27 protein-coding genes, 1 tRNA gene and 1 pseudogene are annotated in these 25,251 nt (G+C 60.9%); 11 read left to right on the top strand and 18 right to left on the bottom strand.

Annotation, left to right across the window (positions count from 1 at the left end):
- Positions 1–240, bottom strand: coding sequence for a PilZ domain-containing protein (locus CHC01_RS15465; protein ID WP_089265685.1), 240 nt, complete (start codon positions 238–240; stop codon positions 1–3).
- 230 nt (positions 241–470) lie between these two features.
- On the opposite strand from CHC01_RS15465, the gene CHC01_RS15460 reads away from it, so the two are divergent.
- Together CHC01_RS15460 and CHC01_RS15455 are read left to right on the top strand one after the other, a co-directional pair.
- A complete protein-coding gene (locus tag CHC01_RS15460; RefSeq protein WP_176454631.1) occupies positions 471–761 on the top strand; it encodes an HdeA/HdeB family chaperone in 291 nt (96 codons plus the stop codon).
- 154 nt (positions 762–915) lie between these two features.
- Complete coding sequence (locus CHC01_RS15455; RefSeq protein WP_089265144.1) at positions 916–1,197, top strand: hypothetical protein; 282 nt, start codon at positions 916–918, stop codon at positions 1,195–1,197.
- An 89-nt stretch (positions 1,198–1,286) separates the two neighbouring features.
- On the opposite strand, the gene CHC01_RS15450 is transcribed toward CHC01_RS15455, so the two are convergent.
- Positions 1,287–1,496 carry a DUF6894 family protein gene (locus CHC01_RS15450; RefSeq protein WP_089265143.1) on the bottom strand — a complete coding sequence of 70 codons (210 nt, stop codon included), beginning with the start codon at positions 1,494–1,496 and terminating at the stop codon, positions 1,287–1,289.
- 294 nt (positions 1,497–1,790) lie between these two features.
- On the opposite strand from CHC01_RS15450, the gene CHC01_RS15445 reads away from it, so the two are divergent.
- Positions 1,791–2,108 carry a hypothetical protein gene (locus tag CHC01_RS15445; protein ID WP_089265142.1) on the top strand — a complete coding sequence of 106 codons (318 nt, stop codon included), beginning with the start codon at positions 1,791–1,793 and terminating at the stop codon, positions 2,106–2,108.
- 104 nt (positions 2,109–2,212) lie between these two features.
- A complete protein-coding gene (locus CHC01_RS15440; RefSeq protein ID WP_244558374.1) occupies positions 2,213–2,617 on the top strand; it encodes an acyl-CoA thioesterase in 405 nt (134 codons plus the stop codon).
- Positions 2,618–2,690: 73 nt separating this feature from the next.
- On the opposite strand, the gene CHC01_RS15435 is transcribed toward CHC01_RS15440, so the two are convergent.
- From CHC01_RS15435 to CHC01_RS15415, 5 genes are all read right to left on the bottom strand, one after another.
- The gene (locus tag CHC01_RS15435) at positions 2,691–2,918 is read right to left on the bottom strand and encodes a hypothetical protein (RefSeq protein WP_068735728.1); all 228 of its coding nucleotides are present in this window, start codon (positions 2,916–2,918) and stop codon (positions 2,691–2,693) included.
- A gap of 164 nt (positions 2,919–3,082) precedes the next feature.
- A complete protein-coding gene (locus tag CHC01_RS15430; protein WP_089265141.1) occupies positions 3,083–3,364 on the bottom strand; it encodes a hypothetical protein in 282 nt (93 codons plus the stop codon).
- 92 nt (positions 3,365–3,456) lie between these two features.
- Positions 3,457–3,870: a hypothetical protein gene (locus tag CHC01_RS15425; RefSeq protein ID WP_141137108.1), complete on the bottom strand. Its 414-nt coding sequence runs from the start codon at positions 3,868–3,870 to the stop codon at positions 3,457–3,459.
- A 138-nt stretch (positions 3,871–4,008) separates the two neighbouring features.
- The gene (locus CHC01_RS15420) at positions 4,009–4,200 is read right to left on the bottom strand and encodes a hypothetical protein (protein WP_089265139.1); all 192 of its coding nucleotides are present in this window, start codon (positions 4,198–4,200) and stop codon (positions 4,009–4,011) included.
- Positions 4,201–4,473: 273 nt separating this feature from the next.
- The gene (locus tag CHC01_RS15415) at positions 4,474–4,881 is read right to left on the bottom strand and encodes an ester cyclase (protein ID WP_089265138.1); all 408 of its coding nucleotides are present in this window, start codon (positions 4,879–4,881) and stop codon (positions 4,474–4,476) included.
- 257 nt (positions 4,882–5,138) lie between these two features.
- On the opposite strand from CHC01_RS15415, the gene CHC01_RS15410 reads away from it, so the two are divergent.
- Positions 5,139–5,720 carry a Panacea domain-containing protein gene (locus CHC01_RS15410; protein ID WP_089265137.1) on the top strand — a complete coding sequence of 194 codons (582 nt, stop codon included), beginning with the start codon at positions 5,139–5,141 and terminating at the stop codon, positions 5,718–5,720.
- Positions 5,717–6,160 (top strand): hypothetical protein, encoded by a 444-nt coding sequence (locus CHC01_RS15405; protein WP_089265136.1) that lies wholly within the window; start codon positions 5,717–5,719, stop codon positions 6,158–6,160. Before CHC01_RS15410 ends, CHC01_RS15405 begins: the two co-directional genes overlap by 4 nt.
- On the opposite strand, the pseudogene CHC01_RS15400 reads toward CHC01_RS15405, so the two are convergent.
- Positions 6,161–7,064 (bottom strand): annotated as a pseudogene (locus CHC01_RS15400) (IS1 family transposase).
- A 161-nt stretch (positions 7,065–7,225) separates the two neighbouring features.
- Positions 7,226–7,333: transfer RNA gene (locus tag CHC01_RS32585), tRNA-Val, on the bottom strand.
- 163 nt (positions 7,334–7,496) lie between these two features.
- Here CHC01_RS32585 and CHC01_RS15395 point away from each other — a divergent pair.
- From CHC01_RS15395 to recA, 3 genes are all read left to right on the top strand, one after another.
- A complete protein-coding gene (locus tag CHC01_RS15395) occupies positions 7,497–8,531 on the top strand; it encodes a P63C domain-containing protein (protein WP_210421677.1) in 1,035 nt (344 codons plus the stop codon).
- 1 nt (position 8,532) lies between these two features.
- Complete coding sequence (locus CHC01_RS15390; protein WP_089265134.1) at positions 8,533–8,727, top strand: hypothetical protein; 195 nt, start codon at positions 8,533–8,535, stop codon at positions 8,725–8,727.
- Between the two features lie 332 nt (positions 8,728–9,059).
- A complete protein-coding gene (recA, locus tag CHC01_RS15385; protein ID WP_089265133.1) occupies positions 9,060–10,163 on the top strand; it encodes a recombinase RecA in 1,104 nt (367 codons plus the stop codon).
- A 182-nt stretch (positions 10,164–10,345) separates the two neighbouring features.
- Here the strand turns inward: recA and CHC01_RS15380 are convergent, their stop codons facing one another.
- The 5 genes from CHC01_RS15380 to CHC01_RS15360 are packed head-to-tail and all read right to left on the bottom strand — an operon-like array spanning position 10,346 to position 15,956.
- Positions 10,346–11,359: an ABC transporter ATP-binding protein gene (locus CHC01_RS15380; protein ID WP_089265132.1), complete on the bottom strand. Its 1,014-nt coding sequence runs from the start codon at positions 11,357–11,359 to the stop codon at positions 10,346–10,348.
- Positions 11,356–12,363 carry an ABC transporter ATP-binding protein gene (locus tag CHC01_RS15375; RefSeq protein ID WP_089265131.1) on the bottom strand — a complete coding sequence of 336 codons (1,008 nt, stop codon included), beginning with the start codon at positions 12,361–12,363 and terminating at the stop codon, positions 11,356–11,358. The genes CHC01_RS15380 and CHC01_RS15375 overlap by 4 nt, the downstream gene beginning before the upstream one ends.
- 25 nt (positions 12,364–12,388) lie before the next feature.
- Complete coding sequence (locus tag CHC01_RS15370; protein ID WP_089265130.1) at positions 12,389–13,327, bottom strand: ABC transporter permease; 939 nt, start codon at positions 13,325–13,327, stop codon at positions 12,389–12,391.
- A gap of 9 nt (positions 13,328–13,336) precedes the next feature.
- Entirely contained in the window at positions 13,337–14,317 is a 981-nt protein-coding gene (locus CHC01_RS15365) for an ABC transporter permease (protein ID WP_089265129.1), read from the bottom strand.
- Positions 14,318–14,348: 31 nt separating this feature from the next.
- Positions 14,349–15,956 carry an ABC transporter substrate-binding protein gene (locus tag CHC01_RS15360; protein ID WP_089265684.1) on the bottom strand — a complete coding sequence of 536 codons (1,608 nt, stop codon included), beginning with the start codon at positions 15,954–15,956 and terminating at the stop codon, positions 14,349–14,351.
- Between the two features lie 253 nt (positions 15,957–16,209).
- Here CHC01_RS15360 and CHC01_RS15355 point away from each other — a divergent pair, with 253 nt between their 5' ends.
- Both CHC01_RS15355 and CHC01_RS15350 read left to right on the top strand, forming a co-directional pair.
- Positions 16,210–17,463: an NAD(P)/FAD-dependent oxidoreductase gene (locus CHC01_RS15355; protein ID WP_089265128.1), complete on the top strand. Its 1,254-nt coding sequence runs from the start codon at positions 16,210–16,212 to the stop codon at positions 17,461–17,463.
- Positions 17,464–17,579: 116 nt separating this feature from the next.
- Positions 17,580–17,834, top strand: coding sequence for a DUF6489 family protein (locus CHC01_RS15350; protein ID WP_089265127.1), 255 nt, complete (start codon positions 17,580–17,582; stop codon positions 17,832–17,834).
- 8 nt (positions 17,835–17,842) lie between these two features.
- Here CHC01_RS15350 and CHC01_RS15345 read toward each other — a convergent pair whose 3' ends face one another.
- The 4 genes from CHC01_RS15345 to CHC01_RS15330 form a co-directional block, all read right to left on the bottom strand.
- Entirely contained in the window at positions 17,843–18,820 is a 978-nt protein-coding gene (locus CHC01_RS15345; protein ID WP_089265683.1) for an alpha/beta fold hydrolase, read from the bottom strand.
- Between the two features lie 166 nt (positions 18,821–18,986).
- The gene (locus tag CHC01_RS15340) at positions 18,987–22,220 is read right to left on the bottom strand and encodes a bifunctional cytochrome P450/NADPH--P450 reductase (RefSeq protein ID WP_089265126.1); all 3,234 of its coding nucleotides are present in this window, start codon (positions 22,218–22,220) and stop codon (positions 18,987–18,989) included.
- 109 nt (positions 22,221–22,329) lie between these two features.
- Positions 22,330–23,325, bottom strand: coding sequence for an alpha/beta fold hydrolase (locus CHC01_RS15335; RefSeq protein WP_089265125.1), 996 nt, complete (start codon positions 23,323–23,325; stop codon positions 22,330–22,332).
- 9 nt (positions 23,326–23,334) lie between these two features.
- On the bottom strand, positions 23,335–24,876 hold the full coding sequence (locus tag CHC01_RS15330; protein ID WP_089265124.1) for a WS/DGAT/MGAT family O-acyltransferase: 1,542 nt from the start codon (positions 24,874–24,876) through the stop codon (positions 23,335–23,337).
- Between the last annotated feature and the right edge of the window lie 375 nt (positions 24,877–25,251).

Genomic DNA, 25,251 nt, shown 5'->3' with positions numbered 1-25,251 from the left:
CTACTCGAACGCCACGCCAAGCTGGCGGTCGTTATTCCAGACCGGACGGCAGCGGCGGATGAAGTGATCCGCCTCGATCACCAGCATGAAATTCGAGGGCAGGCCGAGCGGGCTTGCGATATCGACACGCGCGCCGGAGGCCGAGAGGTTGCGGACGGTGCAATCGATACCGCCGCCGCCAAAGGCCAGCGTGCCGCGCTTCAGAACCCGGTGTCGTGGAGCCGTTCGTTTCTCGATCATGGTCGTCGTCCGCATCGTCTGCACGCGCCATGCCTAGCACCGCGATCTTGCCGGCCGATAAAGCCGATCGCAGAAATCCGGACCCGCCTGTTCATCCTTCGTGAAGTTCTGGAGGATCAGAAGATTTCATAAAAATATCAAATCAAGGAAATGGGCTCCATGATACCGTCTGGCCGTTGGACGCTCAGCCAGCCATTGGCCGGCGTCATTTTTCGGGGAAGGGGACCATGATGAAGTTCGCCTGCGCGTTTCTGACTGTCGCTGCCATGTTCTCTGCCGCGCCGGCCCAGGCCGTCGTGCTCGATTTGTCCACCATGTCCTGCAAGCAATTCGTCGAAGCCGGCCCCGACGAGATCAAGATGGTGCTGACCTGGATGGACGGCTGGTACAAGGGCGACTCGGACGATGCGATCATCGATACCGAGGTGTTCGTCGAGAACGCCAAGAAGTTCGGCACCTATTGCGCGGCGCACCCGACCATCAGCATCGTGACGGCCGCGGAGAAAGTGCTGGGCGACTAGGCTCCAGTCCGGGCCAGCGTCCGGGTTTCCCGGCTTCCCGGTTTCCGAAGATTTCAACCTGCGTGAGGCACGACGGGGTGCCTTGCGTCAGGCGCTTGGCGGGCCCGAATGGCCGGTGGTATAACCCCTCCGAAATTCACGGAGCTTTGGTGCCATGAAACGATCCAGCAAACTATTCAGCGTCGTCGCAGCGCTCGCGCTTCTGACCGGACCGGCCGCCGCGCAGATGATGAACCTGATGCCGGAGGTGAAGTCCAAGTCGGCGGAGGAGAAGGAGCAGGACGCGATCACCGAGAAGGCGTATCGCGAGTCGCTGCGCAAGATTCCCGACACCAAGGCCGCGGCCGATCCATGGGGCAATGTGCGCAGCGATGCGCCGAAGGCGGCTGCACCCGCTAAACAGCCACGCACCAAGACCGGCAGCGCTGCGAATTGATCAGGCGATGACGTGGCATCGGCGGCTCGTGCCGCCGGGCGCGCAAATTGACTGAAGCCTGCGCGCGGCCACTGACATATGCGCCTGTGTCAGTTGCTCCAGGACAGCGGCACTTCGAACAATCCGCCGCTGTCTTCATTCTCGACGACGATCGCGCCCCTCACGACGCCGAGGCTGCGCACCATCTCCGATGCGAGCTGACGTGCGTGCAGCATCGCTTCCTGATCGTCCTTGAAGCTCGTCCCTTCTTCGTCGAGGAACGTGTTTTCGGCGATAATATGAAAGAAATATCGAGGCACGGGAAACGACCACAGCTGGCGCGCGTGTAAATGGCTTGCAGCACCTGAGGTTGCTGTAAGACAATGATACCGCTAAACTAACTTGTTCCGTGCGTCGATAGAAATGTGCAAAATTTGCGGCAAATAAACGGTTTTTTTGCGCAGCCCGTCGCGTGCAGGGATCCGCTTTCGGAACCGTGATGCATCTCTGGGTTGTCATCGAAGGCGGCCATTGTATCGGGCGCCATGATCGTTGCGGTATGATGGGATGAGATACGGAAGTCATCCGGCCGCGATTTCACATATGGGGCAATCATGTCGTCGGCCGATATTGTCTTTGCATGTGCTCTGGCCGTGATGATCGGGTGCAACCTCTATGGCGAGCCGCGGATCGCAGGTGAGCGCGTTGCGATGCAGTGGGGCTTCGACGGCAAGCCGACATGGGATGCGCCGAAGCGGACTGCACTGTGGGGCATGGTCGTTTTTATGCTGACGGTGCGCCTGATCATCTGGACGGCGACAACCTTCGCACCGGAGAAGGTTCATGGCGCCAATCTCGGACTCATGCTGGCGTCGGTAATCATCGCAGCGTCGCACATTTTCATTGTGCTGAAGGCCATCAAGCGGAGCTGAGTTGCGGCATGACGTCTCCCTGCGGCGGCTGGCTTCGCCGGGCAAGAGAGGCTAGGGGAGCATCAGGGCGGAGAACGAAGCCGCCGCACATAGGCGAGGGGCATATGTCACGCGACCGGTTCTGGTTCTTCCACCCGTTTCGGGTGCGCTATTCCGAGATCGACGGCCAGGGCGTCGTGTTCAACGCGCACTATCTCACTTACTTCGACACGACCATCACCGAATATTTTCGTGCGCTCGGCTATGACCAGTTTGCCGATGCCAAGGCGAGCGGCGTCGACTTTCACGTCGTGAAATCGGTGATCGAATACAAGGCGCCGATCCTGTTCGATCAGGAGCTCGATGTTGCCGCGCGCGTGGCGCGAATCGGCAACTCCAGTCTGGTGTTCGAACTCGGCATCTTCGCGCGCGCAGCCGGCGGTCTGTTTGCCACCGGCGAGATCGTCTGGGTCAATACCGATCAGAAGACCATCGTCCGGTGCCGATCGCGCAAGCGATCCGCGATTTGATCGCCACGCGCGAAACGCATCTCGCGGGATAAGGCAGAGGTGCCATGGGCCCGGTGCGCGGCGCCGGGCGACTCTAGGCTGGCTCGTCCAGATCGTAGAAGTGGGCGAGGCCCCGGCAGATCTCCATCAACCTGTCGCGAAAGGGGGTCTGGGCCGGATCCGAGTAGCTGACGATGACGCGCCAGCTGTCATCGAGCGAATAGATGATCACGCTCATGTTCTTGGGCCATGGCCCGGCGATGGCGGCGGCTTCTCGAATGATCTTCTGAAGTTCGGCGGCGGTTTTCTTTGGCTTGGGCATCCACGCTCCCTGGCTAGAAGCGTTCTAAAGTGGTGGCAGGGAACTGTCCAGAGTGTGCCGGGCTCGCAATTTGTGTGACCCGACTTGCCTGTCTTGGGGTGACCCGGGCGTCCGGCCGGTTCAACCGCTGCACTGACCAAAAGAGGCCGCGCCCCGAGGCGGCCTTACCTTGGCAATGTTCCCAGATCTCTCGATGAAGGCCTGCCCAGGGCAACGAATGCTGCGACTGCCAGAAGGCAGATGGGCGCAATCAGACCGAGCAGGTATCCGGCAAGGCCGTGTCGAATGTAGATGCCCCAATAGTTGACGAGGCCGGGGTAACGGGAATCGGTGGTCGTATAGAAGACGACAAATTTTGCGGCGTTGGATATGTGCCCGTGTGACCACACGAGAAATGTAAATGCCAGCACGGTTGCGATCACGCAGAGTGCTGTTGCCACGACCATGCGCTGATTTCTATTCATCGGATTTTACTCGCTGGCTTCACCCCCTGTTGTGCAGGAAAGCTGCAAGAAGGTTCAATGAAGGGTGATCCGCCTCATGCACCGCTACGGGGGGCTTCGCTGCGCTTCACGAGCCAGCCTGGGATCTGCAGCGTGATCCATGATCCGAGCACCGTGAGGATCGCCATGCCCGCGAGCGAGATATAGAGCAGAGGATGTTGTGAGGATACGAGCGACCCGTTCAGGTACAGGTGCGAGCGTATCATGTCCATGACCATGCCGACCAGGCTCGCCGCCACGAAGCCGCCGACGACCGCAGCGACAATACTCACAATCCATCCGAGCGGGCCGCGCTTCTTTGTCCAGGCCTCGTGAATTCCCACCGCCAGCATGGCGATAAACATGATCAGCATGATGGTCAGCGGGCCGCCCACGCTCGACCTGGGCATCGCGCCGCTGAGTTCGACGAGCAACAGGGCAGCGACGGAGAGCAGTGCGATCGTCTTCACGGCGAGTGACCTTCCCATGTCGGATTGAACGCATGAGCGATGCGGACATCCTGTTGTGCGGGAAACGCGCGGGAAGGTTCAAAAGTGGCTCGATGAGGCAAATAGGGCGGCTGCCGTTTTCGAACCAGGCCACTGAGGCTAGCGAAAGAGTTGCATGACCATTTGAGGGGAAGCCGCAGCAAGCGTGCCGAAACAGAATCCAACGAAGCCAAGGGCGATGGCACCAATCCACCCATGATGCTCCCACCCGTACAGAGCGCCGATTGTCGTACCCAACGTAACCGCAGAGATTGCCCAGATGAAGTGAATGATGGTCGTGAGCTTCTTCATCAATCCGGCACTCGAAGCAAAAGGGGCAACTTCCGGTGATGACTACCTGACCAGATTCCGTCCGCTCGGGATGCAGCGAAACCTCTGCTCGTCGCGGATGTCCGGCTCGGTGAGCGAATTGGCCCAGCGTCAGACCATGCCTACAGGCGCCGCGGCATACGCGCAGCCTGTAGGCAAATCACGGGCCTTTGGGAAGCGATTACTTCGAAGCCTGCACTTTTCAAGAAGTCGTAGCGGGTTAAGAAAGAGGCCGCCCACTGAGACGACCTTGTCTTATGCTCGACGGACGGTCCAGCGCTCTTGTGGCTCATCGGCCCATGTGGTGCCCAAGGCCAGCAGCGTGATCCATGTCTCGGCAAGTTTGCCGTCCTCGATCCGATAGCTCTGCATCCCCGCCCGGCTGCGCTGCTTACCACTCGCCGGATCGGGCCAGACGAACGCAAATCGAAACCATGCGCGGTCATCCGTGAAGGAATGGTCGTAGACTACGACGCGCGTCCCGGGCCGCTCTTTGTGCACCGTCATTAATTCAGTCGCGTAGGCGTCCCGAGTGACGGTCCGGTCGCCTTTTTCGTCATGCCGGATGTAGTGCGATCCCACGCAGTTCGGAATTAAATCGTACTGGCACTCATGCCAAATCTTCTCCCAGCGGTCGAATAGATCGCGCACGGTATCGGACATCGAACACTCCAAGAATCAAAGTAGGCCAGTGCTGTTCTCAAATTAGGCCACTGCGGTCGGAAACAGGCCAGTACCGAAATTCCGGTACTGGCCGAAATAGGCCACTCGCTGAATCAAATCAGGCCACAAATTGGGCTCGATTGTTCTCTATTTGTTCTTGGAACAATATTTAACGTGTTGCGTCGAAATTACAGTAGCGGGAGCCCAATAAGTGCAATGATCAGTCCGCTCTCGTTCCCTCCCGCCTAGTTATCATCATGTTTGTTTCGCGCGATCGGGAAAAGCTCATTAATGCGATCATCTACTTCTTGGGTGCGACCAAGCATGCCCATACGCTAAAGCTGTTCAAGCTTTTAAATTTCGCTGATTTTGAGCATTTCCGACAGGCTGGGCGCACAATCTTTGGATTGGATTACCGTGCTCTGCCCATGGGGCCAGTTCCGACTAAGCTATTCGAAGAGCTAAAGCGCGGCGGTGATGGAGATTTGAAAGCTGCAATTGCAGTTGTGCCTGTCAAAGACGACATAAATGACGCTCTGCTCCGTCGTGACCTCAAGGCAAAAGCGAAGTTCGATAAGCAGTATTTTTCGAAGCGTGAAATCAAAATTATCGAACGAATTGCTGAACTTTTCCGCGATCTTAAGGCGGAAGACATGAGCGAATTCTCTCACCAGAAGGGGGAGCCGTGGCGCAAAGTCTACGGGCAGAAGGGGGAAGGTTCGGGCCGATTGATAGCCCCAGATCTTAGCCTAGACTCGGAGCCGCTAATTAAGGACGCGCCAATCATTTCGCGCGATGAATTGGAGGATCGAAGGAATCTTCTGAAAGACATTGCATGAGTGATGACGCCATTGAGCCGGGCAGTATCCTTCATTGGGAAGGATTCAAGTTCGCTGATGGTGCTGAGGCCGATAAATTCCTTGTAATAGTTGGCGCCCATACGGGTAAGAATCTCCTAGCCGTTGTCGCCACTTCGCAGATGAAACGTGGTCGTGCCGCTGTCCCGGGTGGAAACGTCGATGGCGGTTGGTATCATATCCCGGGTGGCGGCAAGGATTTTTTCAAAAAGGATACGTGGCTACTTTTCGAAGAGCCACGAGAACTTTCAGCGGCTGAATTGCTCGCCGCTAAGTTCAAGAACGAAGTAAAGCTTGTTGGCAAGCTTAGGCCGGATATTGCGAATGCAATCTGCAACTGCATGCGTAAATGTGACGATGTAAGTGATTTGCATCGGGGGCTGTTGGGGCCAGCCATCCAGCCCCAAGCCAAGAAAAAATAACTAAACTTTCCCGCCGTCGATTACTGTGAACTTCCGACGCCGATCCGGCGGCGTCTCGGTCGGCAGCGCAGGCGCTACAGCAAGCGCGGCGTCCACCAACTGCGCAATGCTCCAAGCCCGATCCGCGACACCGATAGCCTTGGCAGGCGTCGTGCGTAGGGCTTCGTGGCTACGGCACAGATTGTAATGAGCGACATACAGCGCGACCGCTGCGATGTGATTGTCCAGCTTCTTCGAGAAGCCGTTTAGTCAGGCGGGTGAAGCGGCGCGATCCCATGCGCAGCGAGAGGTTCTGGCGCTCAACGTAGCTGGTCGAGACATACTGCTCCGGATCGCCGGACATTACCTCACGGCTTACAGCTACTACGGCAGCGGGCGAGTACCGCGTGACGGCATCTCGGGCCAGATGCGTTACGCTGTAGGTCTTTACGATCACGCCATGGGATGCGCCGTCACCAAAGGCGTCGCGGATCGCCGCGCGGTACGGGTGGAAGCCATCGGTGCTGATCTCAGGCTGGCCGATCACACGGCCGCGCAGATCGTGCAGGAAGTCCATGGTGCTGTCGGTGTTACGCTTGCCGACACCCCAGCTAATGATGGCCTTCTGATTGCCGGCCATGCCGATAAAAACGTACTGATCACCCTTGGCGTTGATCTCGTTCTTTTTGACGTTCTTCTGCTTTTTGCCAACGAAGGACCATGCTTCGTCCAATTCCAGGCGCTCGGTGCGGATGCCGACCATCAGGCGGTCGTGCAACTCCATGCAGCCAAGGCCGACGCGCAGCGCTAACGCGCCCACGGTGCCGCGGTTGACGCCGGTAAGGCGCGAGGCGGTACGGATGCCGACGCCTTCGCAAAGGGCGGCAATGACTTCAATCTGCTTTTCGCGGGGGAGTACGTTCACGAAGCTCATCCTTCGGGTTGAAGGGATGGCTTCGGCGACTCTGGCAGACACGCCCGCCAAGGCGTATATTGCTCAGAACGGTTGTCGCTTCGGGCTCATCCCCGGAGTGGTGATCGGGGGTCGTTTCCGCGCCAACGGCGACGGCCCCACTTGAATGATAGTGGTGGAAGTTGTGAGATTCGAACTCACGGGACGTTGCGAGGGGGATGGAAACCCAAACGTCCGCCGAGGGGTAAGCTCGGTGCGATAGGCCGCTCTGCCAAACTTCCGCACACAAAAACGCCTCGCCCGCTGAAAAGCAGGTGGGGCGTTTGCGTATGTGCATATCCGTCATCATGCAAGCATAATGGGCCCATTTGAGCATAATGCAAGCATGTTCTTGCAATATACGGAAAGGATGTCATTATGCTTGCATAAAAGCGGAGATGCATGATGGCGAAGCTGACGGGAAGAGCTAAAGGCGGCGCCGCGCTGGCCGCCTCAATGACCCCAAAAGAGCGCAAGGCGCGAGCCACGAAGGCTGCGGAGGCGCGTTGGTCAGGCGATGTTAAGAAAGCGACACATGGGGCGGACGACCATCCGCTGAAGATCGGCGATATCGAGATCCCCTGCTACGTTCTTGAGGACGAAACCCGCGTCCTTTCGCACCGTGGAATGGTCACTGGGATGGGGATGGCGTGGGGATCGCGCGGCTCCGGCGGCGGTGGTGGTGTTGGACTAGCCGGTTTTTTGAACGGTTCTCGCCTTTCTCCTTTTGTTTCTAAGGAGTTGCTGGCGGTGGTCGATAACCCGATTAGATTTCGTCATACCAGTGGCGGTGGAATTGCATTTGGATATCCTGCGACGATTCTTGCTGACCTTTGCGACCTTGTTTTAGCCGCTCGGAAGGCCGGGGCGCTGCAGAAGCAGCAAGAGCATATTGCAGACCGATGCGAAATTCTCGTTCGGGGATTTGCTCGGGTCGGCATCATTGCTCTAGTCGATGAAGCGACGGGCTTCCAATACGACCGGACGCGAAATTCTCTTGCCCGTATTTTAGAGGCATTTGTCGCGAAGGAATTGCAGCCTTGGGTCAAAACTTTTCCGGACGAATACTATGCGCAATTATTTCGTTTGAGGGGTCTTACCTATGCCGCCGACTCAGTGAAGCGGCCTCAGTACTTTGGAACACTCACCAACGATATCGTTTATAAACGGTTGGCTCCGGGCGTTTTGGATGAACTAAAGAAGGTGATCCCGAAAACGGAAGCAGGGAGGCGTAAGGCAGCGCTATCACAGGCGCTTACTAAAAATGTCGGCTATCCAAAGCTGAGAGAGCATCTTGGCGCGACTGTCGCATACATGACCGTGAGTAAGGATTATCCGGACTTTATGGAAAAGCTCAACAAGTACCGCCCAAGATATGGTGAGCAGTACGTGCTTCCATTCGATTACGAGCCGGAAAAAGATGACGGCAAGGGCCTGTAAAATGAAATTCGAACACCGCAATGTGTCCTTCGACGTGCACTCCCTGACTGAAGAAAAGTGGGAATGGATTGCTTATCCGAAGGTCGAGCAAGGCGCAAAGTTTAGCGGCCTAAGTGGCCCAACCGAGGCCGAGGCCAAGAGAGCAGCCCGGTTTTGCATTGATGAATGGTTAGATGGAAAAAAGGCCGCCCACTGAGGCGGCCTTACTGCGACAGAGGTAGTGTCTGGGCCTGATCCTGTTTCCCCAGACGGTGCCCAAGTCCCTGGGCTCGGTCAGCCTTGCGGCCTCTGGAAGCTCCGTTGCCGGAGCCGGACCCTTCCCCTCTGTCGAGCCAATTCTAAACTAGGCCACTGATCTTTTCAAACTAGGCCACTGACGCCGGAAACAGGCCAGTACCGAAATTCTCAAAAGAACATATTGCGAACATAGAACAGATAGGGTACATTGTTCTCAATCCGAACAGCGCCGCCATCCTTTGGCGCTTGCCGTTTGTCCTGTCGCGAATCCCTTCATAAGGAGCTAGATCAATGGCTACCACTCCGACTGCCCTGCGTATCGTTGAAGGATCCTCCATGGACAAGACCAAGGCCCTGTCGGCCGCGCTCTCCCAGATCGAGCGCCAGTTCGGCAAGGGCTCGGTGATGAAGCTCGGCAAGAACGACCGGTCGATGGATATCGAGGTGATCTCGTCGGGTTCGCTCGGCCTCGATATCGCGCTCGGCGTTGGCGGGCTGCCCAAGGGCCGCGTGATCGAGATTTACGGACCGGAATCCTCGGGCAAGACGACTTTGGCGCTGCATTGCGCCGCGGAAGCCCAGAAGAAGGGCGGCATCTGCGCCTTCATCGACGCCGAACACGCGCTCGACCCGGTCTATGCCCGCAAGCTGGGCGTCAATGTCGATGAGCTCCTGATCTCGCAGCCGGATCACGGCGAACAGGCGCTGGAAATCGCCGACACGCTGGTGCGCTCCGGTGCGGTGGACGTGCTGATCATCGACTCCGTGGCAGCGCTGGTGCCGCGCGCCGAACTCGAAGGCGAAATGGGCGACGCGCTGCCCGGCCTGCAGGCCCGTCTGATGAGCCAAGCGCTGCGCAAGCTGACTGCCTCGATCAACAAATCCAATACGATGGTGATCTTCATCAACCAGATCCGCATGAAGATCGGTGTGATGTATGGCTCGCCGGAAACCACTACCGGCGGTAATGCGCTGAAATTCTACGCCTCGGTCCGTCTCGACATCCGCCGCATCGGCGCGATCAAGGAGCGCGACGAAGTGGTCGGCAATTCGACCCGCGTCAAGGTCGTGAAAAACAAGCTGGCACCGCCCTTCAAGCAGGTCGAATTCGACATCATGTATGGCGAAGGCGTCTCCAAGATGGGCGAGATCCTCGATCTCGGCGTGAAAGCGGGAATCGTCGAGAAGTCCGGCGCCTGGTTCTCCTATGACAGCCAGCGTCTCGGCCAGGGCCGTGAGAATTCCAAGGCCTTCCTGAAGGCCAATCCGGACATGACCGCCAAGATCGAAGCCTCGATCCGGCAGAATTCCGGCCTGATCGCCGAACAGATTCTCGCCGGTCCCATCGAGCGCGACGAAGACGGTGGTGACGGCGAGGAGCCGGCAGAAGATTGATCGGATCGGGTCCGGAGACGCACTGACGTTCATGCGCAGTGATCTTGCCGGGCCGATCTTGCAGCCGAGATTTTCGGCTGAATGATTTCGCGGTGGGTGCTGTGGGGGTCTGTTGCCGATACCCTGCGGTGCCTGCCGCGTTGTCGTTTCAGGGCATGTTGATCTGAGCGCGCTGATCGCAACTATCGCCGCGCGGCGGGAACGGCCTCGGCCGGCGGTGCGATCAGTTTGTTGACCGCATGACAGGCGACGCCGTCGACCAGATCCGGCACCACCTTGCGACAGAGATCGAACACTTCCGGGCAGCGCGGATGAAACGTGCAGCCGGAGGGCGGATCGATCGGATTGGGAATCTCGCCGGAGACCGCGATGCGTGCGCGGCCTGACATGGCCAGATCCGGCACTGCGCCCAGCAGCATGCGCGTATAGGGCATGCGCGGCGCGCGGAAGAGTTCGCGCCCTTCCGCGATCTCCACGATGCGGCCGAGATACATCACGCCGATCCGGTCAGCCATATGCCTGACCACAGCAAGGTTGTGGCTGATGAACAGATAGGTCAGGCCGAATTTGTCCTGCAGTTCGCGCATCAGGTTGAGAATCTGCGCCTGCACCGAGACATCCAGCGCCGAGGTCGGCTCGTCGCAGACGATGAACTCGGCCTCCGATGCGAGTGCGCGGGCAATCGCGATACGCTGGCGCTGGCCGCCGGAGAACTGATGCGGGTATTTCTGCCCGTCATCGGGATGCAGGCCCACCAGCGTCAGCAATTCGCCGACCCGCGCGCGAATGTCGCGCTCGCCCTGAATGAGATCGAAGGCGCGGATTGGTTCGGCGATGATGGCATCGACGCGCAGCCGCGGATTGAGGCTGGCATAGGGATCCTGGAAAATCATCTGGATGCGCTTGCGCAGCAGCTTGCGCGCGCCGGCCTGTGCGGGATCGCTCATCGAGACGCCGTCGATGATCACGTCGCCGGATGTCGGCGGCAGCAGCCCGACCACCATCCGCGCCACCGTGCTCTTGCCCGAGCCGGATTCGCCGACCAGCGCAAAGGTCTCGCCGCGCCTGATCTCGAACGAGACGCCGTCGACGGCCTTCAGAAACTCCATCGGACTGCGCTCGATGACGCGGTTGAGCCACGGCTTCGAGACGTCGAATGCGCGTTTGAGATTGCGGGCCTGCACCAGCGCCGTCATGCCGCGCTCTCCGCATGGGCATGATCATGGAGATGATCGGGATCATAGAGATGACAGGCGACCTGTTGCGCGCCGACAGCGATCGGCTCCGGCCGCTCGATACGGCAGCGGTCGAACGCGAAACTGCAGCGCGGATTGAACGCGCAGCCCTGCGGAATGGCCGACAGCCGCGGCATGCTTCCCGGAATCTGCACCAGCCGCTGCGACGCGTCGCCCGTCAGCGTCGGGATCGCGCCCATCAATCCCTTGGCATAGGGGTGCAGCGGGTTTTGCACCACGTCGCGCACCGGTCCGATCTCGGCGATGCGCCCGGAATACATCACGGCGACGCGATCGGACGTCTCGGCGATCACACCCATATCGTGGGTGACCAGCATCACCGCCGTGCCGTGGTCGCGGCCGAGCCGCTTGATCAGCGCGATGATCTGCGCCTGCACGGAGACATCGAGCGCGGTAGTCGGTTCGTCGGCGATGATCAGTTCGGGCTCGGCCGCGATCGCCAGCGCGATCACCACACGCTGCCGCATGCCGCCGGAGAATTCATGCGGATAGGCATCGACGCGCTTGTCAGGGGCGGGAATGCCGACCTCGGCGAGCAGATCCACCGCGCGCTTGCGTGCCTGCGTCTCGTTCATGTTGAGATGGGTACGGATGGTCTCCACCAGCTGGTCGCCAATGCGATACAGCGGATTGAGGCTGGTCAGCGGATCCTGAAAGATCATCGCGATGCGCTTGCCGCGAATCCGGCGCATCTGCTCCGGCGGCAGATTGTCGATGCGCAATCCGGACAGCAGGATCTCGCCGCCCGCGATCCGTCCGGGCGGATCGATCAGGCCGATGGCCGCAAGTCCCGTCACCGATTTGCCGGCGCCGGATTCGCCGACCACGCCCAGCACCTCGCCCTTGGCGATGTCGAAGGACACGCCGTCGATGGCACGCAGCGCGCCGCGCCGGCTGGCGAATTCAACGCACAAGTTGCGCACGGAGAGGACGGGCACGCTCATGTCGGGCACTGCTTGAGGTGAGACATCATTGCAGCTTCGGGTTCAGCGCATCGCGCAGCCAGTCGCCGAGCAGATTGATCGACAGGATCAGCGAGGCCAGTGCGAGCCCGGGAAAGGCGATGACCCACCACTCGCCGGAGAACAGATAGTTGTTGCCGATGCGGATCAGCGTGCCCAGCGACGGCATCGTGTCGGGCATGCCGGAGCCGAGAAACGACAGCGTTGCCTCGGTGATGATGGCGAGCGCCAGATTGATGGTGGCGATCACCAGGATCGGTCCCATGGTGTTCGGCAGCACATGGCGGATCATGATCACGCGGGCGGGCAGGCCGATCAGCTGCGCCGCAGCGACATAGTCCTTGTTCTTCTCCACCATCACCGAGCCACGCACGGTGCGGGCATATTGCACCCAGAAGCTCAGCCCGATGGCCACCACCAGCACGATCAGCGTGGTCGAGGCATCGAGATGATTGCCGAGCGCCGACTTCACCACGCCGTCGATCAAGAGCGCGATCAGGATCGCTGGAAAAGTGAGCTGCACATCGGCGATGCGCATGATCAGGCTGTCGACGGCGCCGCCGACATAGCCAGCGATCAGGCCGAGCCCGATGCCGAGCACCGCCGCAAAACTGACGCCGAGCACGCCGACCACCAGCGAGATCCGCATGCCGTAGAGGATTGCCGAATAGATATCGCGACCCTGTTCGTCCGTGCCGAGCAGGAACGGCCTCTGGCCCTCCGCCGTCCAGAGCGGCGAGATGCGGGAGTTGATCAGTTCGAGCTGCGCCGGGTCGAACGGATTCTGCACCACCAGCACAGGCGCGAACAGCGCCATCATCAGCAGCACGAACACGATCACCGCCGCGACCATGGTGAGTTTGGAGCGGCGGAACGAATAGAAGATGTCGCTGTCGATGGCGCGGGCGAGAAGGGAGGGTGTGCGGGGGATGGGCAAGTCGGTCATGTCACACCCTCATGCCGGCCGGTTGATCGTCGCGCGCAGGCGCGGATCGACGATGGTGTAAAGGATGTCCACGATCAGGTTGATGGTGACGAAGATCAGCGACACTACCAGGAGATAGGCGGCCATGATCGGTATATCGACATTCTGCACGGCCTGTACGAACAGAAGCCCCATGCCCGGCCACTGGAACACGGTCTCGGTGATGATCGCAAAGGCGATGACCGAGCCGAATTGCAACCCGGCCACGGTGATGACCGGCACCAGCGTATTCTTCAGCGCATGGCCGAAATGGATCGCGCGCGTCGTCAGCCCGCGGGCCCGCGCGAAGCGGATATAGTCGGTGCGCAGCACCTCCAGCATCTCGGCCCGGACAAGGCGCATGATCAGCGTCATCTGGAACAGGCCGAGCGTCACCGACGGCATGATCAGCGCCTTCAGGCCGGAGAGTGTCAGCAGGCCGGTGGTCCACCAGCCGAATTTCACGACATCGCCGCGCCCGAAGGAGGGCAGCCAGCCGAGTGTCACCGCGAACAGATAGATCAGGAGAATGCCGATCAGGAAGGTCGGCAGCGAGATGCCGATCAGCGACACCGCCTGCAGCACCTTGGCGAAGAACGAATCCTTCCGCAGCGCCGAATAGATGCCCATCAGGATGCCGAACACCATGGCGATCACGGTGGCGCAGGTGGCGAGCTCCAGCGTCGCCGGCATGCGCTCCTTCAGTAGCGCCGAGACCGGCTGACGAAACTGGTAGGAGACGCCGAACTTGAACTGCACGGCATTGATGAAGTAGCGCGCGAATTGCACCGCGACGGGGTCGTCGAGGCCAAGCGACGCGCGCACCTCGGCGCGCTGCGCCGGCGTGGTGTCGATGGCCACCATCTGGTTCACCGGATCGCCGGCAAAGCGGAACATGGTGAAAGCGATGATGCCAACAGCGATCATCACACCAATGGACTGCAATGCGCGGCGCAGGATGAAAGCGAGCATGCGTGACCTTCGCTTTCCGCTTGGGTGCCGCCTAGTCCTGTTTCACCGCCCAGTATGGCAGCACCTGGTTGTCCGGGCGCTGCACGATCTTCACCTTCTTGGAGACGCCCCAGGCCAGCGCCTGCTGATGCAGCGGGATATAGGCCCAGTCCTTGGCGGCGATCTCATAGGCCTGTTTGATGAGCTGGTCGCGCTTGGCGGTGTCGGTCTCCTGCAGCACTTGATCCGTCAACGCGTCGAACTGCTTGTTGCAATAGCCGCCGAGATTGGTGGCGCCGCGCGGGCTCGCGGGATCGTCGCGGCAGCCCATGATGTCATGCATCACATTGTGCGAATCCTGCGTGCCCGGTGTCCAGCCCAGCAGATAGAATGAGGTGTTGAAGCCGCCGGTCTTGAAGACCTTGGCAAAATACAGCGCCTTCGGCTGCGCGTTCAGCGTGACCTTGACGCCGATGCGCGCGAGCATGCCGACCACCGCCTGGCAGATCGCGGCGTCGTTGACATAGCGATCGTTCGGGCAGTCCATGCCGACTTCGAATCCGTCGGGATAGCCGGCATCGGCCAGCAGTTTCTTGGCGCCGTCGGCGTCGTATTTCGGCCGCGTGAAGTCGCCGGAGAGCTTGAACAGCGGCGGCGCGATCATCAAGGCGGATGGTGTCGACAGGCCGCGCATGACGCGGCTCTTGATCAGTTCGATGTCGATGGCCTTGTAGAAGGCCTCGCGGACGCGGATGTCCTTGAACGGATTCTTGCCCTTGATGTTCGAGAACAGCAGCTCGTCGCGAATCTGGTCCATGCCGAGGAAGATGGTGCGCAGCTCCGGCCCGGCCATCACGGCGGCGTTGGCTGATCCATTGACGCGGGCGATGTCCTGCACCGGCACGGGCTCGATGATATCGACTTCGCCGGACAGCAGCGCCGCGACGCGGGTGGCGTCGGAGGCGATCGGCGTAAAGATGATCTCCTTGAGATTATGCTCGGGCTTGCCCCACCAGTTCGGGTTGACCTTGAAGACTGTCTTCACGCCCGGTTGATGGCTTTCGATGGTGAAGGGGCCCGTGCCGTTCGCATTCAACGACGCGAAGCTTGGCGACGTCGCCGCGGCAGGCGTCGGCGCGTTGGCATTGTTCGCCTCCGCCCATTTCTTGTCCATGATGTACCAGACGTCCCATTGCGACGTCAGGATGGGATTGGGCTTGGTCAGCACGAAATCGACGGTGTAGTCGTCGATCTTGAGCACCTTGGCATCGGCCGGAATGACCGTCGTGAAGTCGGAACCCTTGGCGCGCACGCGGTCGGCGGAGAACACGACATCATCGGCAGTGAAGGGGTCGCCATTGTGGAATTTGACACCCTTGCGCAGATGGAAGCGCCAGCGCGTCGGCTCCGGTGTTTCCCAGCTCTCGGCAAGCGCCGGGATGATCTGCAGATCCTTGCCGCGTCCAACGAGGCCTTCATAGACCTGGCCGTGATGGGCGATCGTCGTGGTCTCGCGCAGCGTATAGGGATCGAGCGATTTCAGGTCGCCCTGATTGGCATAGCGCAGCGTTTGTGCGGAGGCGGGCAGTACGGAGGCAGAAACTGTGGCAAAGGCGATCAGCGATGCAGCGGCGGCAATGAACGTCTGACGGATCGACATACTGAGCTTCTCCATTGCATTGCCGCGATTGCATCACCACGCGGCCGCCCGACAGTTGAGCGAGTGTCACATTGTTGGCGGAGATTGCACGCCGCGCAAGCAGCATTTGTCAGCTATGCGCTGCACAATGAAGTGGCTGGCGCAATCCTTGCTAGGATTGGATATAAGCAATTCTACGCATTGCGTGCGTGCATCATTCGGTCACGACACAGCGCTAACAGAACCGCCAGAACGGCAAGATTTCGGAGCAGGAATGGCGGAACTCAAGGCTGATGTGCTTGTGCTCGGCGCAGGTATGGTCGGTGTGTCGGCGGCGCTGCATCTGCAGGCGCGCGGCCGCAACGTGGTGCTGGTCGACCGGCATGAGAAGGCCGGCGAGGAAACCAGCTATGGCAATGCCGGGCTGATCCAGTGCTGTTCGATTTTTCCCTATATGCTGCCGCGCGACCTCAGCAAGCTGTTTAAATATGCGCTGAACCGCGCGCCGGAGGTGCACTATCATCTCAACGCGCTGCCCGGCATGCTGCCGTGGATCGTCAGATATTTCCTGAACTCGTCGCCTGAGGGAGCACTCCGCAGTGCGATGGCGGCGCTGCCGCTGATCCAGCGTAGCCTGACCGAGCACGAGGCCCTGATCGCGGAGGCCGGCGTGCCGGAGCTTCTGCGCCGGATGGGATGGATCAACGCGTTTCGCTCCGAGGCTACGCTGGCGAAAGGCATCGCAGATCTCGAACGCCATCGCGCCTATGGCGTGCCGGGCGACGTTCTGGACGCCGCCGCCATTGCGGAGCAGGAGCCGAACCTGTCCACCGATTTTGCCGGTGCCATCCACTGGACATCGCCGGGCTTCGTGCCCGATCCGGGCGGCCTCGCAAAAGCCTATGCCGCGCTGTTCATCCGCAAGGGAGGTCGCTTCATCGCCGCCGACGCCCGGACGCTGGAGCAGAGCGACGGCAAATGGCGCGTGGCCGGGCCGAACGGCGCTCTGGTCGCGCGCGATGTCGTGGTCGCGCTCGGGCCATGGTCGGATCAGGTGTTTCGGCCGCTCGGCTACAACATCCCGCTCAAGAGCAAGCGCGGCTATCACATCCATCTGGCGCCATCCGGCAATGCGGTGCTGCGCCATCCGGTTCTCGATGCCGATCGCGGCTATCTGCTGGCGCCGATGAATCGCGGCATCCGGCTGACCACCGGCGCCGAATTCGCGCTCCGCGATGCGCCGCCGACGCCGGCGCAGATCGAACGGGCGCTGCCGATCGCACGGCAGACCTTCCCGCTCGGCAATCCCGTCGAGGCGAAGCCCTGGATGGGCGCGCGGCCATGCCTGCCGGACATGCTGCCGGTGATCGGCAAGGCGCCGCGCCACAAGGGCCTGTGGTTCGATTTCGGCCACCAGCATCATGGCTTCACGCTCGGGCCGGTGACCGGCCGTCTGATTGCGGACATGGTGACGGGCGTCACGCCCTTCACCGATCCCAAGGCCTTCGCGGCCGAACGCTTCGGCTGACATCTCGCAACTGCAATGTAGATGTCACATCGCTTGCATCGGGCAGGCGTCAGCGGCGATACTGCCACTGCGCCGCCATGTTCGCGTGAGCGGCCGGTTTGCCTCAGGAGCTGATAATGAAAGTGATCGTCACCGTGGACTGCACGCCGCTCGAGGCGCGCGAATTCCTGGGGCTGCCTGATGTGCAGCCGATGCAGTCGGCGATGATGGATCAGATGCAGAAGAAGATGATGGACAACATCGACAAGTTTTCGCCGGAGTCGATCATGCAGAGCTGGTTCTCGTTCGACCCCAAGATGGGCGAGCGCTTCCAGGAGATGTTCGCCAACATGGCGGGCCTTGGCGCTGCACGGCCGAAGGACAAGAAGTAGACGCGGGCTCAGCCCGCGCGGCGCGCGTTGGCCTGCAGCGGCTGCTGCAGCTTCGCGCCATGCGCATGCCGGGAGATGGCGTCGATCACCAGCGACCACATCGAGATCGGCAGAGCATGGCCCATCCGGTCGACCATCATCAGCTTTGCGCCGGGAATCGACGCGGCCGTGTCGCGGCCGGCGGCCGGATGCACCAGGGGATCGATCTTGCCGTGGATCACCAGCGTCGGCGCGGTGACCGCGGCGAGCCTCTCTTTACGGCTGCCCGAAGCCAAAATCGCGCGGAGTTGCCGGCCAACGCCGGCCGGGCTCAGGCCGCGCGCATAGGTCCGCTCGGCGCGGTCGAGATCCCGGGCTTCGTCGTCGGGGAAACTGCCGACGCGCAGGAACAGCCAGGTCTGCTTGAAGCGTTCGAGGAACGCCTCGTAACCGGTCGGCTGCGGCTTCAGCAGCAGCAATGACACCGCGCGGCTCGGCTGCGGCAGGCGCGGATTGCCCGTGGTCGACATGATCGAGGTCAGCGAGCGCAGGCGCTCCGGATAAGTGATCGCCATTTCCTGCGCGATCATGCCGCCCATCGATGCGCCGACTACATGCGCGGAGCGGATGCGCAGCACGTCGAGCAGGGCCACCACATCGGTTGCCATGTCGCTCAGCTTGTAGGGGGCGGAGACGGGCGTACCGAGAAAACGCAGCTTGGCCAGTTCGTACAGAGTGAACGGCTTGCCGCCGGCCATCTTGGAGGACAGGCCGATGTCGCGGTTGTCGAAGCGGATCACCCGAAAGCCATTGCTGGCCAATTCGCGGCAGAAGTCGTCGTCCCAGTGGATCATCTGGGCGCCGAGACCCATGATCATCACCATCGGTTCCGCGTCCGAATAGCCGAAGATATCGTAACAGATATCGATCCCGTTCGCGCGCGCCAGCTGTGGCGGCTCGTACGGGACATCAATCGGTTCGGGGGATCGGGCGGAACGTGGGCTCATGTCAAACATATGACACGGAAAGTCCCTGCGAAAAAGTGACAACCGCGTCATGCGCAAAACAAATCGTCGCAGCGATTAATGAGAGATTGCGCGTATGGCAATTGTGACAGTGCGCGCGGGCTTTTGTGACAGCGATTGTGACAATGGAACTGGTATCAGCCTCTCGCTAACTCCCGGCCCAGACGTCGAGCACATAGCGATTGCGGGTGCCGAGGTCGTCGATCCAGGTCAGCGCTGCAGCATCATCGCCGCCGCTGCGCTCGCGCTGGATCGCCATCAGCGCCGCCTTGACGTCCGGCTCCATCTTGCCGCCGTCGCCGCAGACATAAGTAATGGCGCCCTGTTGGATTAGATCCCAGACGCGGTCCTTCTGCTGGGTGATGAGGTGCTGCACATAGGTCTTCGGTGCATCGCCGCGCGAGAAAGCGGTGTGTAGTTCACAGATACCATCGGCGGCGAAACCCTTCAGCTCCTCGGCATAGAGAAAGTCCTGATCGGGATGGCGGCAGCCGAAGAACAACAGCGCAGGGCCAAGCGTAGCACCTTGCGCTTTCAATGCCGCGCGCTCCTGCAGGAAGCCGCGGAACGGCGCGAGGCCAGTGCCGGGTCCGATCATGATCAATGGTACCGCGGGATCGGCGGGCAGGCGGAAGCCGGCCTTGGTCTCGCGCACGATCGCATGCACGGTATCGCCGGCGCGGCGGCCGCTCAGATAGTTGGAGCAGACGCCGCGATAGATGCCGCGGCCGGAATGCGCTGGGCCTTGAACGACGGCTGTGGTGACGCTGCAGCGTGACGTCTCGCCTTGCGGTGACGACGAGATCGAGTAATAGCGCGGCGCCAGCAGCGACAGCATTTCCAGATAGGTGTGGAACGGCAATTCGCAGGCCGGATGTTCTTCGAGGAGGTCGAACACCGATTTGCGTTTGGCGAGGATGTCGTTGCGATAGCGCTCGCTTGCCGCGGGATCGTCGCCGACATAGCCGAGCAGTTTCGGCTTGGTCATCGGGCATCGGGTGTTCTCTGCCATGATCTGGATCTGCTTGCGGGTGGCGACCTGCTGCAACTCGACGAATTCGGTGAGCAGGCGACCGACCGAGACGACATCACCGACAGGCAATTGCGCGCGGCGACCTTCCGCGACCTGCAGCCGGATCTGATCATCCGGCAGGAAGCCGAAGCGGCGCGCAACGGCGTCGACCAAAGCGGGATCGTTGCGCGGCACCACGCTGAGGTGATCGCCGACGCGGTAGCTGGTCCCGGCAGGAAGCTCGATCTCAATATGCCGCGTCGAGCGATCGGACGCACCGTTCTGCAGTTCGCGATTGCCCAGCACTTTCATCGGGACCACGCCGCCGAGCGCCACGACGGTGTTCACCGCGCTCGGCGCGACAGGTTCGATCTGATAGAGCGGTGCATCGTCGGCGCTGCGCTCGAAGCCGGTGTCGAGGCCGAATTCCTTCACCGCGAGCGGGCGCAGTTTCGCGAACCAGCCCTCGAACTGGCCGTCGAGATCGTCGCGCGCATCGCCTTCGCCGCGCACATAGGCGTTGGTGGCACCATGCGCGCGCAATTGGTCGTCGATAATGCGGGGGATCGACTGATAGGTCGCCAGCCAGTCGCTGTTGCCACAGCCGAACACGGCATAGCGCACCTTGGCGAAGGCATCCTTCGGCAGGTCGGTACCGAGCCAGTTGACGAATTGCGTGGCATTGTCCGGTGCCGCGCCGTTGTAGGACGCGCAGAAGATCAGCACGCCGCCCTCGGTCGGCAGTTTGCCGACAAAGTCATCCAGCGGCGCGAGTTTGGTGGCGAAGCCGTTGACCTCGGCGAGATCGGCGACGCGCGTTGCCAGTTCCTCGGCGGTGCCGAGATTGGAGCCATAGAGCACCAGCAGCGGCGTGTTGTGGCTGGGCCGTGCGCGACCCGTGGCGACGGGCGTGAGCGTCGTAGCAGCAGAGGTGGCAGCAGCCGTCCGTCCGGCAAAGGCGCTGCGCTCGTGATCGTGGCGCGGGCGCACCTTGATCTTGAAACCGTCGGGCTTGATGGTCAGCGTTTCCTTCAGCACCATCTGGTAGCGCTTGTGGTCCGTCATCTTGAAGCGCTGCAGGATCATGCCGAGCGCCAGCCCAGCTTCGTGCATGGCGAAACCACGGCCGATACAGGCGCGCTGGCCGTTGCCGAACGGTTTCCAGGCGTTGATTGGGCGGGCGGCCTCGGCCTCCTTCGAGAAATTCTCGGGATCGAACGCGTCCGGATTGGGTCCCCACACCGACGGGTCGCGATGCAGCGCCAACACCAGGATGGTGACGAAGGTGCCTTTGCGCAGCTTGTACTTGCCGCCGCCGATGGTCTCGTCCTGTACCGGCGCGATGCCATAGGCCGGTGCCGGCGGCCACAGCCGCAGCGACTCCTTCAGGATCTGCGTGATGTAATGCAGCTGCGTAACCTGCTGATAGGTCGGCTTGGCATTCACATCGGGGCCAAACACCCGGTCGACTTCCTCATAGGCCTTCTTCAGCACCTCCGGATGTTTCAGCATCGCGTAGATCGCACATGACAGCAGGCCCGACGTGGTCTCGTGGCCGGCGATCAGGAAGGTGTTGATCTGGTAGCGGATGTTGACGTCGTCGAGTTGTTCGCCGGTGGCGCGGTCGACGCCGGTCATCATGGCGCCGAGCATGTCCTTCTTGGCCTCGGTCGCCTCGGCGTTCTTGCGGCGCTCGGCGATGATCTCGTCGACCATGGAATTCATGAAGGCGACGTCGCCGGCGAGATCGCGGCGGCGCTTCTGCATCCACAGACTTTCCAGCGGCAGGCCGCGGGTCATCATGATGGTTTCGAGCGAGCGCACCAGTGATTCCACGAAGGGGTGGTAGTCGCTGCGGTAGAACGAGTTGAAGCGATAGTCGAAACCGCAGAGGCCAATCGTGTCCAGCGTCAGCGCCGTCATGTCATGGACGACGTCGATCTCCTCGTCGGTGTTGAGGCGTTCCCACTTCTTCACCAGCTGCTCGGCGATATCCACCATGCTCGGGTGATAGGACTGCATCGCGCGGTTGCCGAACGGCTGCAGCAGGATGTTGTGCGCCTTGGTCCAGTTCGGCTCTTTCGTGTCCGCCGTGAACAGTCCGTCGCCGCCGACGGCACGCACCCGGCGCAGCGCGCCGCGCACGGCCTTGTCGAAGCGCTTCTCGTCGCTGAGCTCGTCCACCAGATCGTGGCCGCCGACGATCACGATGGGTGAGCCCATCATGTCCAGCCAGAAGATCGGCCCAAGCTCCTTGGCCAGCCGCGCCAGATCCTGCACCGGCGCATTGGCGTCCAGCGACAGCATATTGCCCACCACCGGTTTCTTCGGCGGATGCGGGATCGGGGCGAGTTTGTTGGTGGAGGACATTCTCAAGCGTTTCCTGTTGCGTAGGATGGGTAGAGCGTCTTCGCGAAACCCATCAAAATCCTGCACCCGGCCGTGATGGGTTTCGCAAGAGCTCTACCCATCCTACGGATCATCCAAACCGTCTTCGCCGCCAGTCGATCAGCACCTGGCTGACCTCGTCGGGCTTCTCCTGCTGGGTCCAGTGGCCGCTGTCCTTCACCAGATATTTCTCCAGATCGGGAATGATGTTTTCCATGCCATCTGCGGAGGAGGGCGGCAGCACCGCGTCGTTCTCCGCCATGATCATCAGCGATGGCACGCGCACGGTGTGATCGAGCCCTTCGGCGCGGGCCCAGTTGGCGCTCATGTTGCGATACCAGTTGATGCCGCCGGTAAAGCCGGATTCCTTGAAGGCGTCGACGAAGATTTTCCTTTCCTCGTCGGAGAGAATCTTCTGACGCGGGTCCTTCGCGGGATCGTAAGCAGCGACCATCTGCGGAAATGCCAGATTGGTCTTCGACGACGCGCCGATGCCGCCGACCGGCGCTTCGCCAACGTTGGCGTGCTTGCGTGGCATCGGCTTGCGCATGAAGAAGTCGAAGGCCTTGTCGACATTCTCGCCGAAGATGCGGTCCGGCTCGTGTGCGGGATCCTGAAACTGGACGATATACATCGTCTCGCCGAAGCGCTTCTTGTAGATCTGCAACGGATCGACCGGCGCGCGGTCGGTATGCGGCGTATTCACGCCGACCACACCGGCGACACGGTCGCGATGCCGCAGCGGCATCTGCCAGACGATGAAGCCGCCCCAGTCATGGCCGACGAAGATCGCCTTGTCGATCTTGAGATGATCGAGCAATGCGACGAGATCGCCGGTGAGATGTTCGATGCTGTAGTCCTCGACCGCGTTGGGCCGCGACGTCGCGCCATAGCCGCGCTGGTCCGGCGCGATGACACGGATGCCGGCTGCGGCCAGTGCCTTGATCTGATGCCGCCAGGAGAACGCCATTTCCGGCCAGCCATGGCACAGCACCACAGGCGGCGTGTCGCTCATGGGGCCGGCATCGTAATATCCCATGCGAATGCCATTCAGCTTGGCGAACTGCAACGGGGGCATTTCAATCATGGTTATTCCCTAGCTAGCGGTCTTGAGAACGTCGGGCGGCGCAAACGCCCCCTGCAGCAGCGCGAATTCGTCCGGCATCATGTCGGCGAGCACCTGCACATGCGGGATGATGTTGGCGCCGGCAATGAAGCCGAAATCGAGCTGGTCGCGATAACTCTGCACGGTGATGTTCAGCGCCAGCCCATGGGTGGCGATGGAGACCGGGAAGATGTGTAAGAGCTCGGCGCCGGCCGCATAGAGTGTCTGCCGCGGCCCGGGCACGTTGGACACTGTGATGTTCGCCGCCGGCGGCAACACGTCGGAGAGGTTGGTGCGGCTGTAAAGCAGCGCCAGGATCTGCACCATGATCGGTGCGCCCAGCATGGAGATGTTGGAGACCTGCGGCATCAATGCCCGCAGCGGATGCGACATCTCCTTGGACTTGGTCGATTGCGCGATGATCGCTTCCAGCCGCTCCTTTGGGTCCTCGATATTGCTGGCGATCGAGCAGATCATGCCAAACACCTGATTGTTGGAATCGGTGTTGCCTTCCTCACGCAGCGAGATCGGCACCGCGGCAGTCAGGGACTTGGCGGGCAGGGCGCCTTTTTCCTTGAGGTAGCGCCGGACAACGCCTGATGAGAGCGCCAGCACCACGTCATTGAGTTTGCCGCCCGCCTGCTTGGCTACGGCCTTGGCCGCCGACAGCGGCACCGACACGCCGGCAAAGCTGCGCTCCGAGGAGATAGTTTTGTTGAGCAGCGTCGGCGGCGACAGCATACTGTTGAGACTGTCGCGCGATTTCGGATCGGCAATCTTCGCCATCACGTCGGACGCGCTCTTCACCATGGTCGGGATCGAGCCGGCGAATTTCACCGCACTCTCGATCTGGAACATGGCGTTGTCGAATAGGATCGAGCCGATATCGCTCTTTCCGGAGCGCGGTAGTTCGATGCCTTTTCCGGAATTCTCCAGCGGCTGACGCCAGAGCTGCTGGTAGGAGTCGATGAAGCTCGCTGCGATATCGCGCGGCTCCTGACGCTGCTTCGCGCGCACTTCCGGCTTTTCGATCTCGCGCGGGATCGGCGTCACGTCATAGATCATGCTGGTGAGGGCCGCGCCGGCGCCGCCATCGATGCAGGCATGGTGCATCTTCGAATACAGGCCGATCTCGTTGTCCTTCATGCCCTCGAAAACATAGAACTCCCACAATGGCCGGGCGCGGTTCAGCAGCTTGGCATGCATCCAGCCGACGATGCGCTCCAGCGTGGGACGGTCATGGGGCGCGGGCAGGCTGCCGCGGAAGATGTGACGGTCGATGTCGAACTGGTCGTCCTCGACCCAGGAGGGATGGTCGATATCTAGCGGGGCCTTTTCCAGTCGGGCCTTGAGGATCGGCGCCACATGCAGGCGCGAGGCGATCATCGCCTTGAAGTCCTCGAAGAAGTCGCCCTTGTAATCCTCGGGCAGGCGAAAGATCGCCATGCTGCCGACATGCATCGGCATCTCCGGCGTTTCCAGATACAGAAACGACGCGTCCATTGAGGACAGCTTCCTGCTGGCTTCCGCCATGATACGTCCCTCCCTCGCATGGTCACCGACGCCTTTGCGGCGCTCTACCGATGAGTGTGCCTGCGCGCGGGGCGAATATGCAATGGCAAAGGCGAGGCCGGACACCGGCCAGGCCCACGACTTAAGGCTGGGGTCGTCGAGGCGTTGGGAGGTCGGTTTGCCGACTTAAAGGGCAGGTGCCATTTGCCTTGCCCAGTTGGATATCCGAAGAATCCGCGGCTCGAAATGCTAAATTATAAAGCTAAATCAACACGTCGGTTACTTTCCTGTTTCAGATCTCTGGCGGTAGCCCGTTAATGCATCAGGCGCCGCCTGATTACCGGGCATATCACGGGTTTGTGATGTTGCGATGCACCATCGATGTTGCAGTGCATT

Source organism: Tardiphaga sp. OK246 (assembly GCF_900188215.1).
Lineage (GTDB): Bacteria > Pseudomonadota > Alphaproteobacteria > Rhizobiales > Xanthobacteraceae > Tardiphaga > Tardiphaga robiniae.
The sequence above is the reverse complement of the archived record's forward strand: the minus strand, read 5'-3'. Positions and strand labels throughout refer to the sequence as shown.

Coding starts and splice junctions, on each gene's coding strand:
- CHC01_RS15465 (WP_089265685.1), bottom strand. CDS start 240: ATGATCGAGAAACGAACGGCTCCACGACACCGGGTTCTGAAGCGCGGC.
- CHC01_RS15460 (WP_176454631.1), top strand. CDS start 471: ATGAAGTTCGCCTGCGCGTTTCTGACTGTCGCTGCCATGTTCTCTGCC.
- CHC01_RS15455 (WP_089265144.1), top strand. CDS start 916: ATGAAACGATCCAGCAAACTATTCAGCGTCGTCGCAGCGCTCGCGCTT.
- CHC01_RS15445 (WP_089265142.1), top strand. CDS start 1,791: ATGTCGTCGGCCGATATTGTCTTTGCATGTGCTCTGGCCGTGATGATC.
- CHC01_RS15440 (WP_244558374.1), top strand. CDS start 2,213: ATGTCACGCGACCGGTTCTGGTTCTTCCACCCGTTTCGGGTGCGCTAT.
- CHC01_RS15435 (WP_068735728.1), bottom strand. CDS start 2,918: ATGCCCAAGCCAAAGAAAACCGCCGCCGAACTTCAGAAGATCATTCGA.
- CHC01_RS15430 (WP_089265141.1), bottom strand. CDS start 3,364: ATGGTCGTGGCAACAGCACTCTGCGTGATCGCAACCGTGCTGGCATTT.
- CHC01_RS15420 (WP_089265139.1), bottom strand. CDS start 4,200: ATGAAGAAGCTCACGACCATCATTCACTTCATCTGGGCAATCTCTGCG.
- CHC01_RS15415 (WP_089265138.1), bottom strand. CDS start 4,881: ATGTCCGATACCGTGCGCGATCTATTCGACCGCTGGGAGAAGATTTGG.
- CHC01_RS15410 (WP_089265137.1), top strand. CDS start 5,139: ATGTTTGTTTCGCGCGATCGGGAAAAGCTCATTAATGCGATCATCTAC.
- CHC01_RS15405 (WP_089265136.1), top strand. CDS start 5,717: ATGAGTGATGACGCCATTGAGCCGGGCAGTATCCTTCATTGGGAAGGA.
- CHC01_RS15395 (WP_210421677.1), top strand. CDS start 7,497: ATGGCGAAGCTGACGGGAAGAGCTAAAGGCGGCGCCGCGCTGGCCGCC.
- CHC01_RS15390 (WP_089265134.1), top strand. CDS start 8,533: ATGAAATTCGAACACCGCAATGTGTCCTTCGACGTGCACTCCCTGACT.
- recA (WP_089265133.1), top strand. CDS start 9,060: ATGGCTACCACTCCGACTGCCCTGCGTATCGTTGAAGGATCCTCCATG.
- CHC01_RS15380 (WP_089265132.1), bottom strand. CDS start 11,359: ATGACGGCGCTGGTGCAGGCCCGCAATCTCAAACGCGCATTCGACGTC.
- CHC01_RS15375 (WP_089265131.1), bottom strand. CDS start 12,363: ATGAGCGTGCCCGTCCTCTCCGTGCGCAACTTGTGCGTTGAATTCGCC.
- CHC01_RS15370 (WP_089265130.1), bottom strand. CDS start 13,327: ATGACCGACTTGCCCATCCCCCGCACACCCTCCCTTCTCGCCCGCGCC.
- CHC01_RS15365 (WP_089265129.1), bottom strand. CDS start 14,317: ATGCTCGCTTTCATCCTGCGCCGCGCATTGCAGTCCATTGGTGTGATG.
- CHC01_RS15360 (WP_089265684.1), bottom strand. CDS start 15,956: ATGTCGATCCGTCAGACGTTCATTGCCGCCGCTGCATCGCTGATCGCC.
- CHC01_RS15355 (WP_089265128.1), top strand. CDS start 16,210: ATGGCGGAACTCAAGGCTGATGTGCTTGTGCTCGGCGCAGGTATGGTC.
- CHC01_RS15350 (WP_089265127.1), top strand. CDS start 17,580: ATGAAAGTGATCGTCACCGTGGACTGCACGCCGCTCGAGGCGCGCGAA.
- CHC01_RS15345 (WP_089265683.1), bottom strand. CDS start 18,820: ATGAGCCCACGTTCCGCCCGATCCCCCGAACCGATTGATGTCCCGTAC.
- CHC01_RS15340 (WP_089265126.1), bottom strand. CDS start 22,220: ATGTCCTCCACCAACAAACTCGCCCCGATCCCGCATCCGCCGAAGAAA.
- CHC01_RS15335 (WP_089265125.1), bottom strand. CDS start 23,325: ATGATTGAAATGCCCCCGTTGCAGTTCGCCAAGCTGAATGGCATTCGC.
- CHC01_RS15330 (WP_089265124.1), bottom strand. CDS start 24,876: ATGGCGGAAGCCAGCAGGAAGCTGTCCTCAATGGACGCGTCGTTTCTG.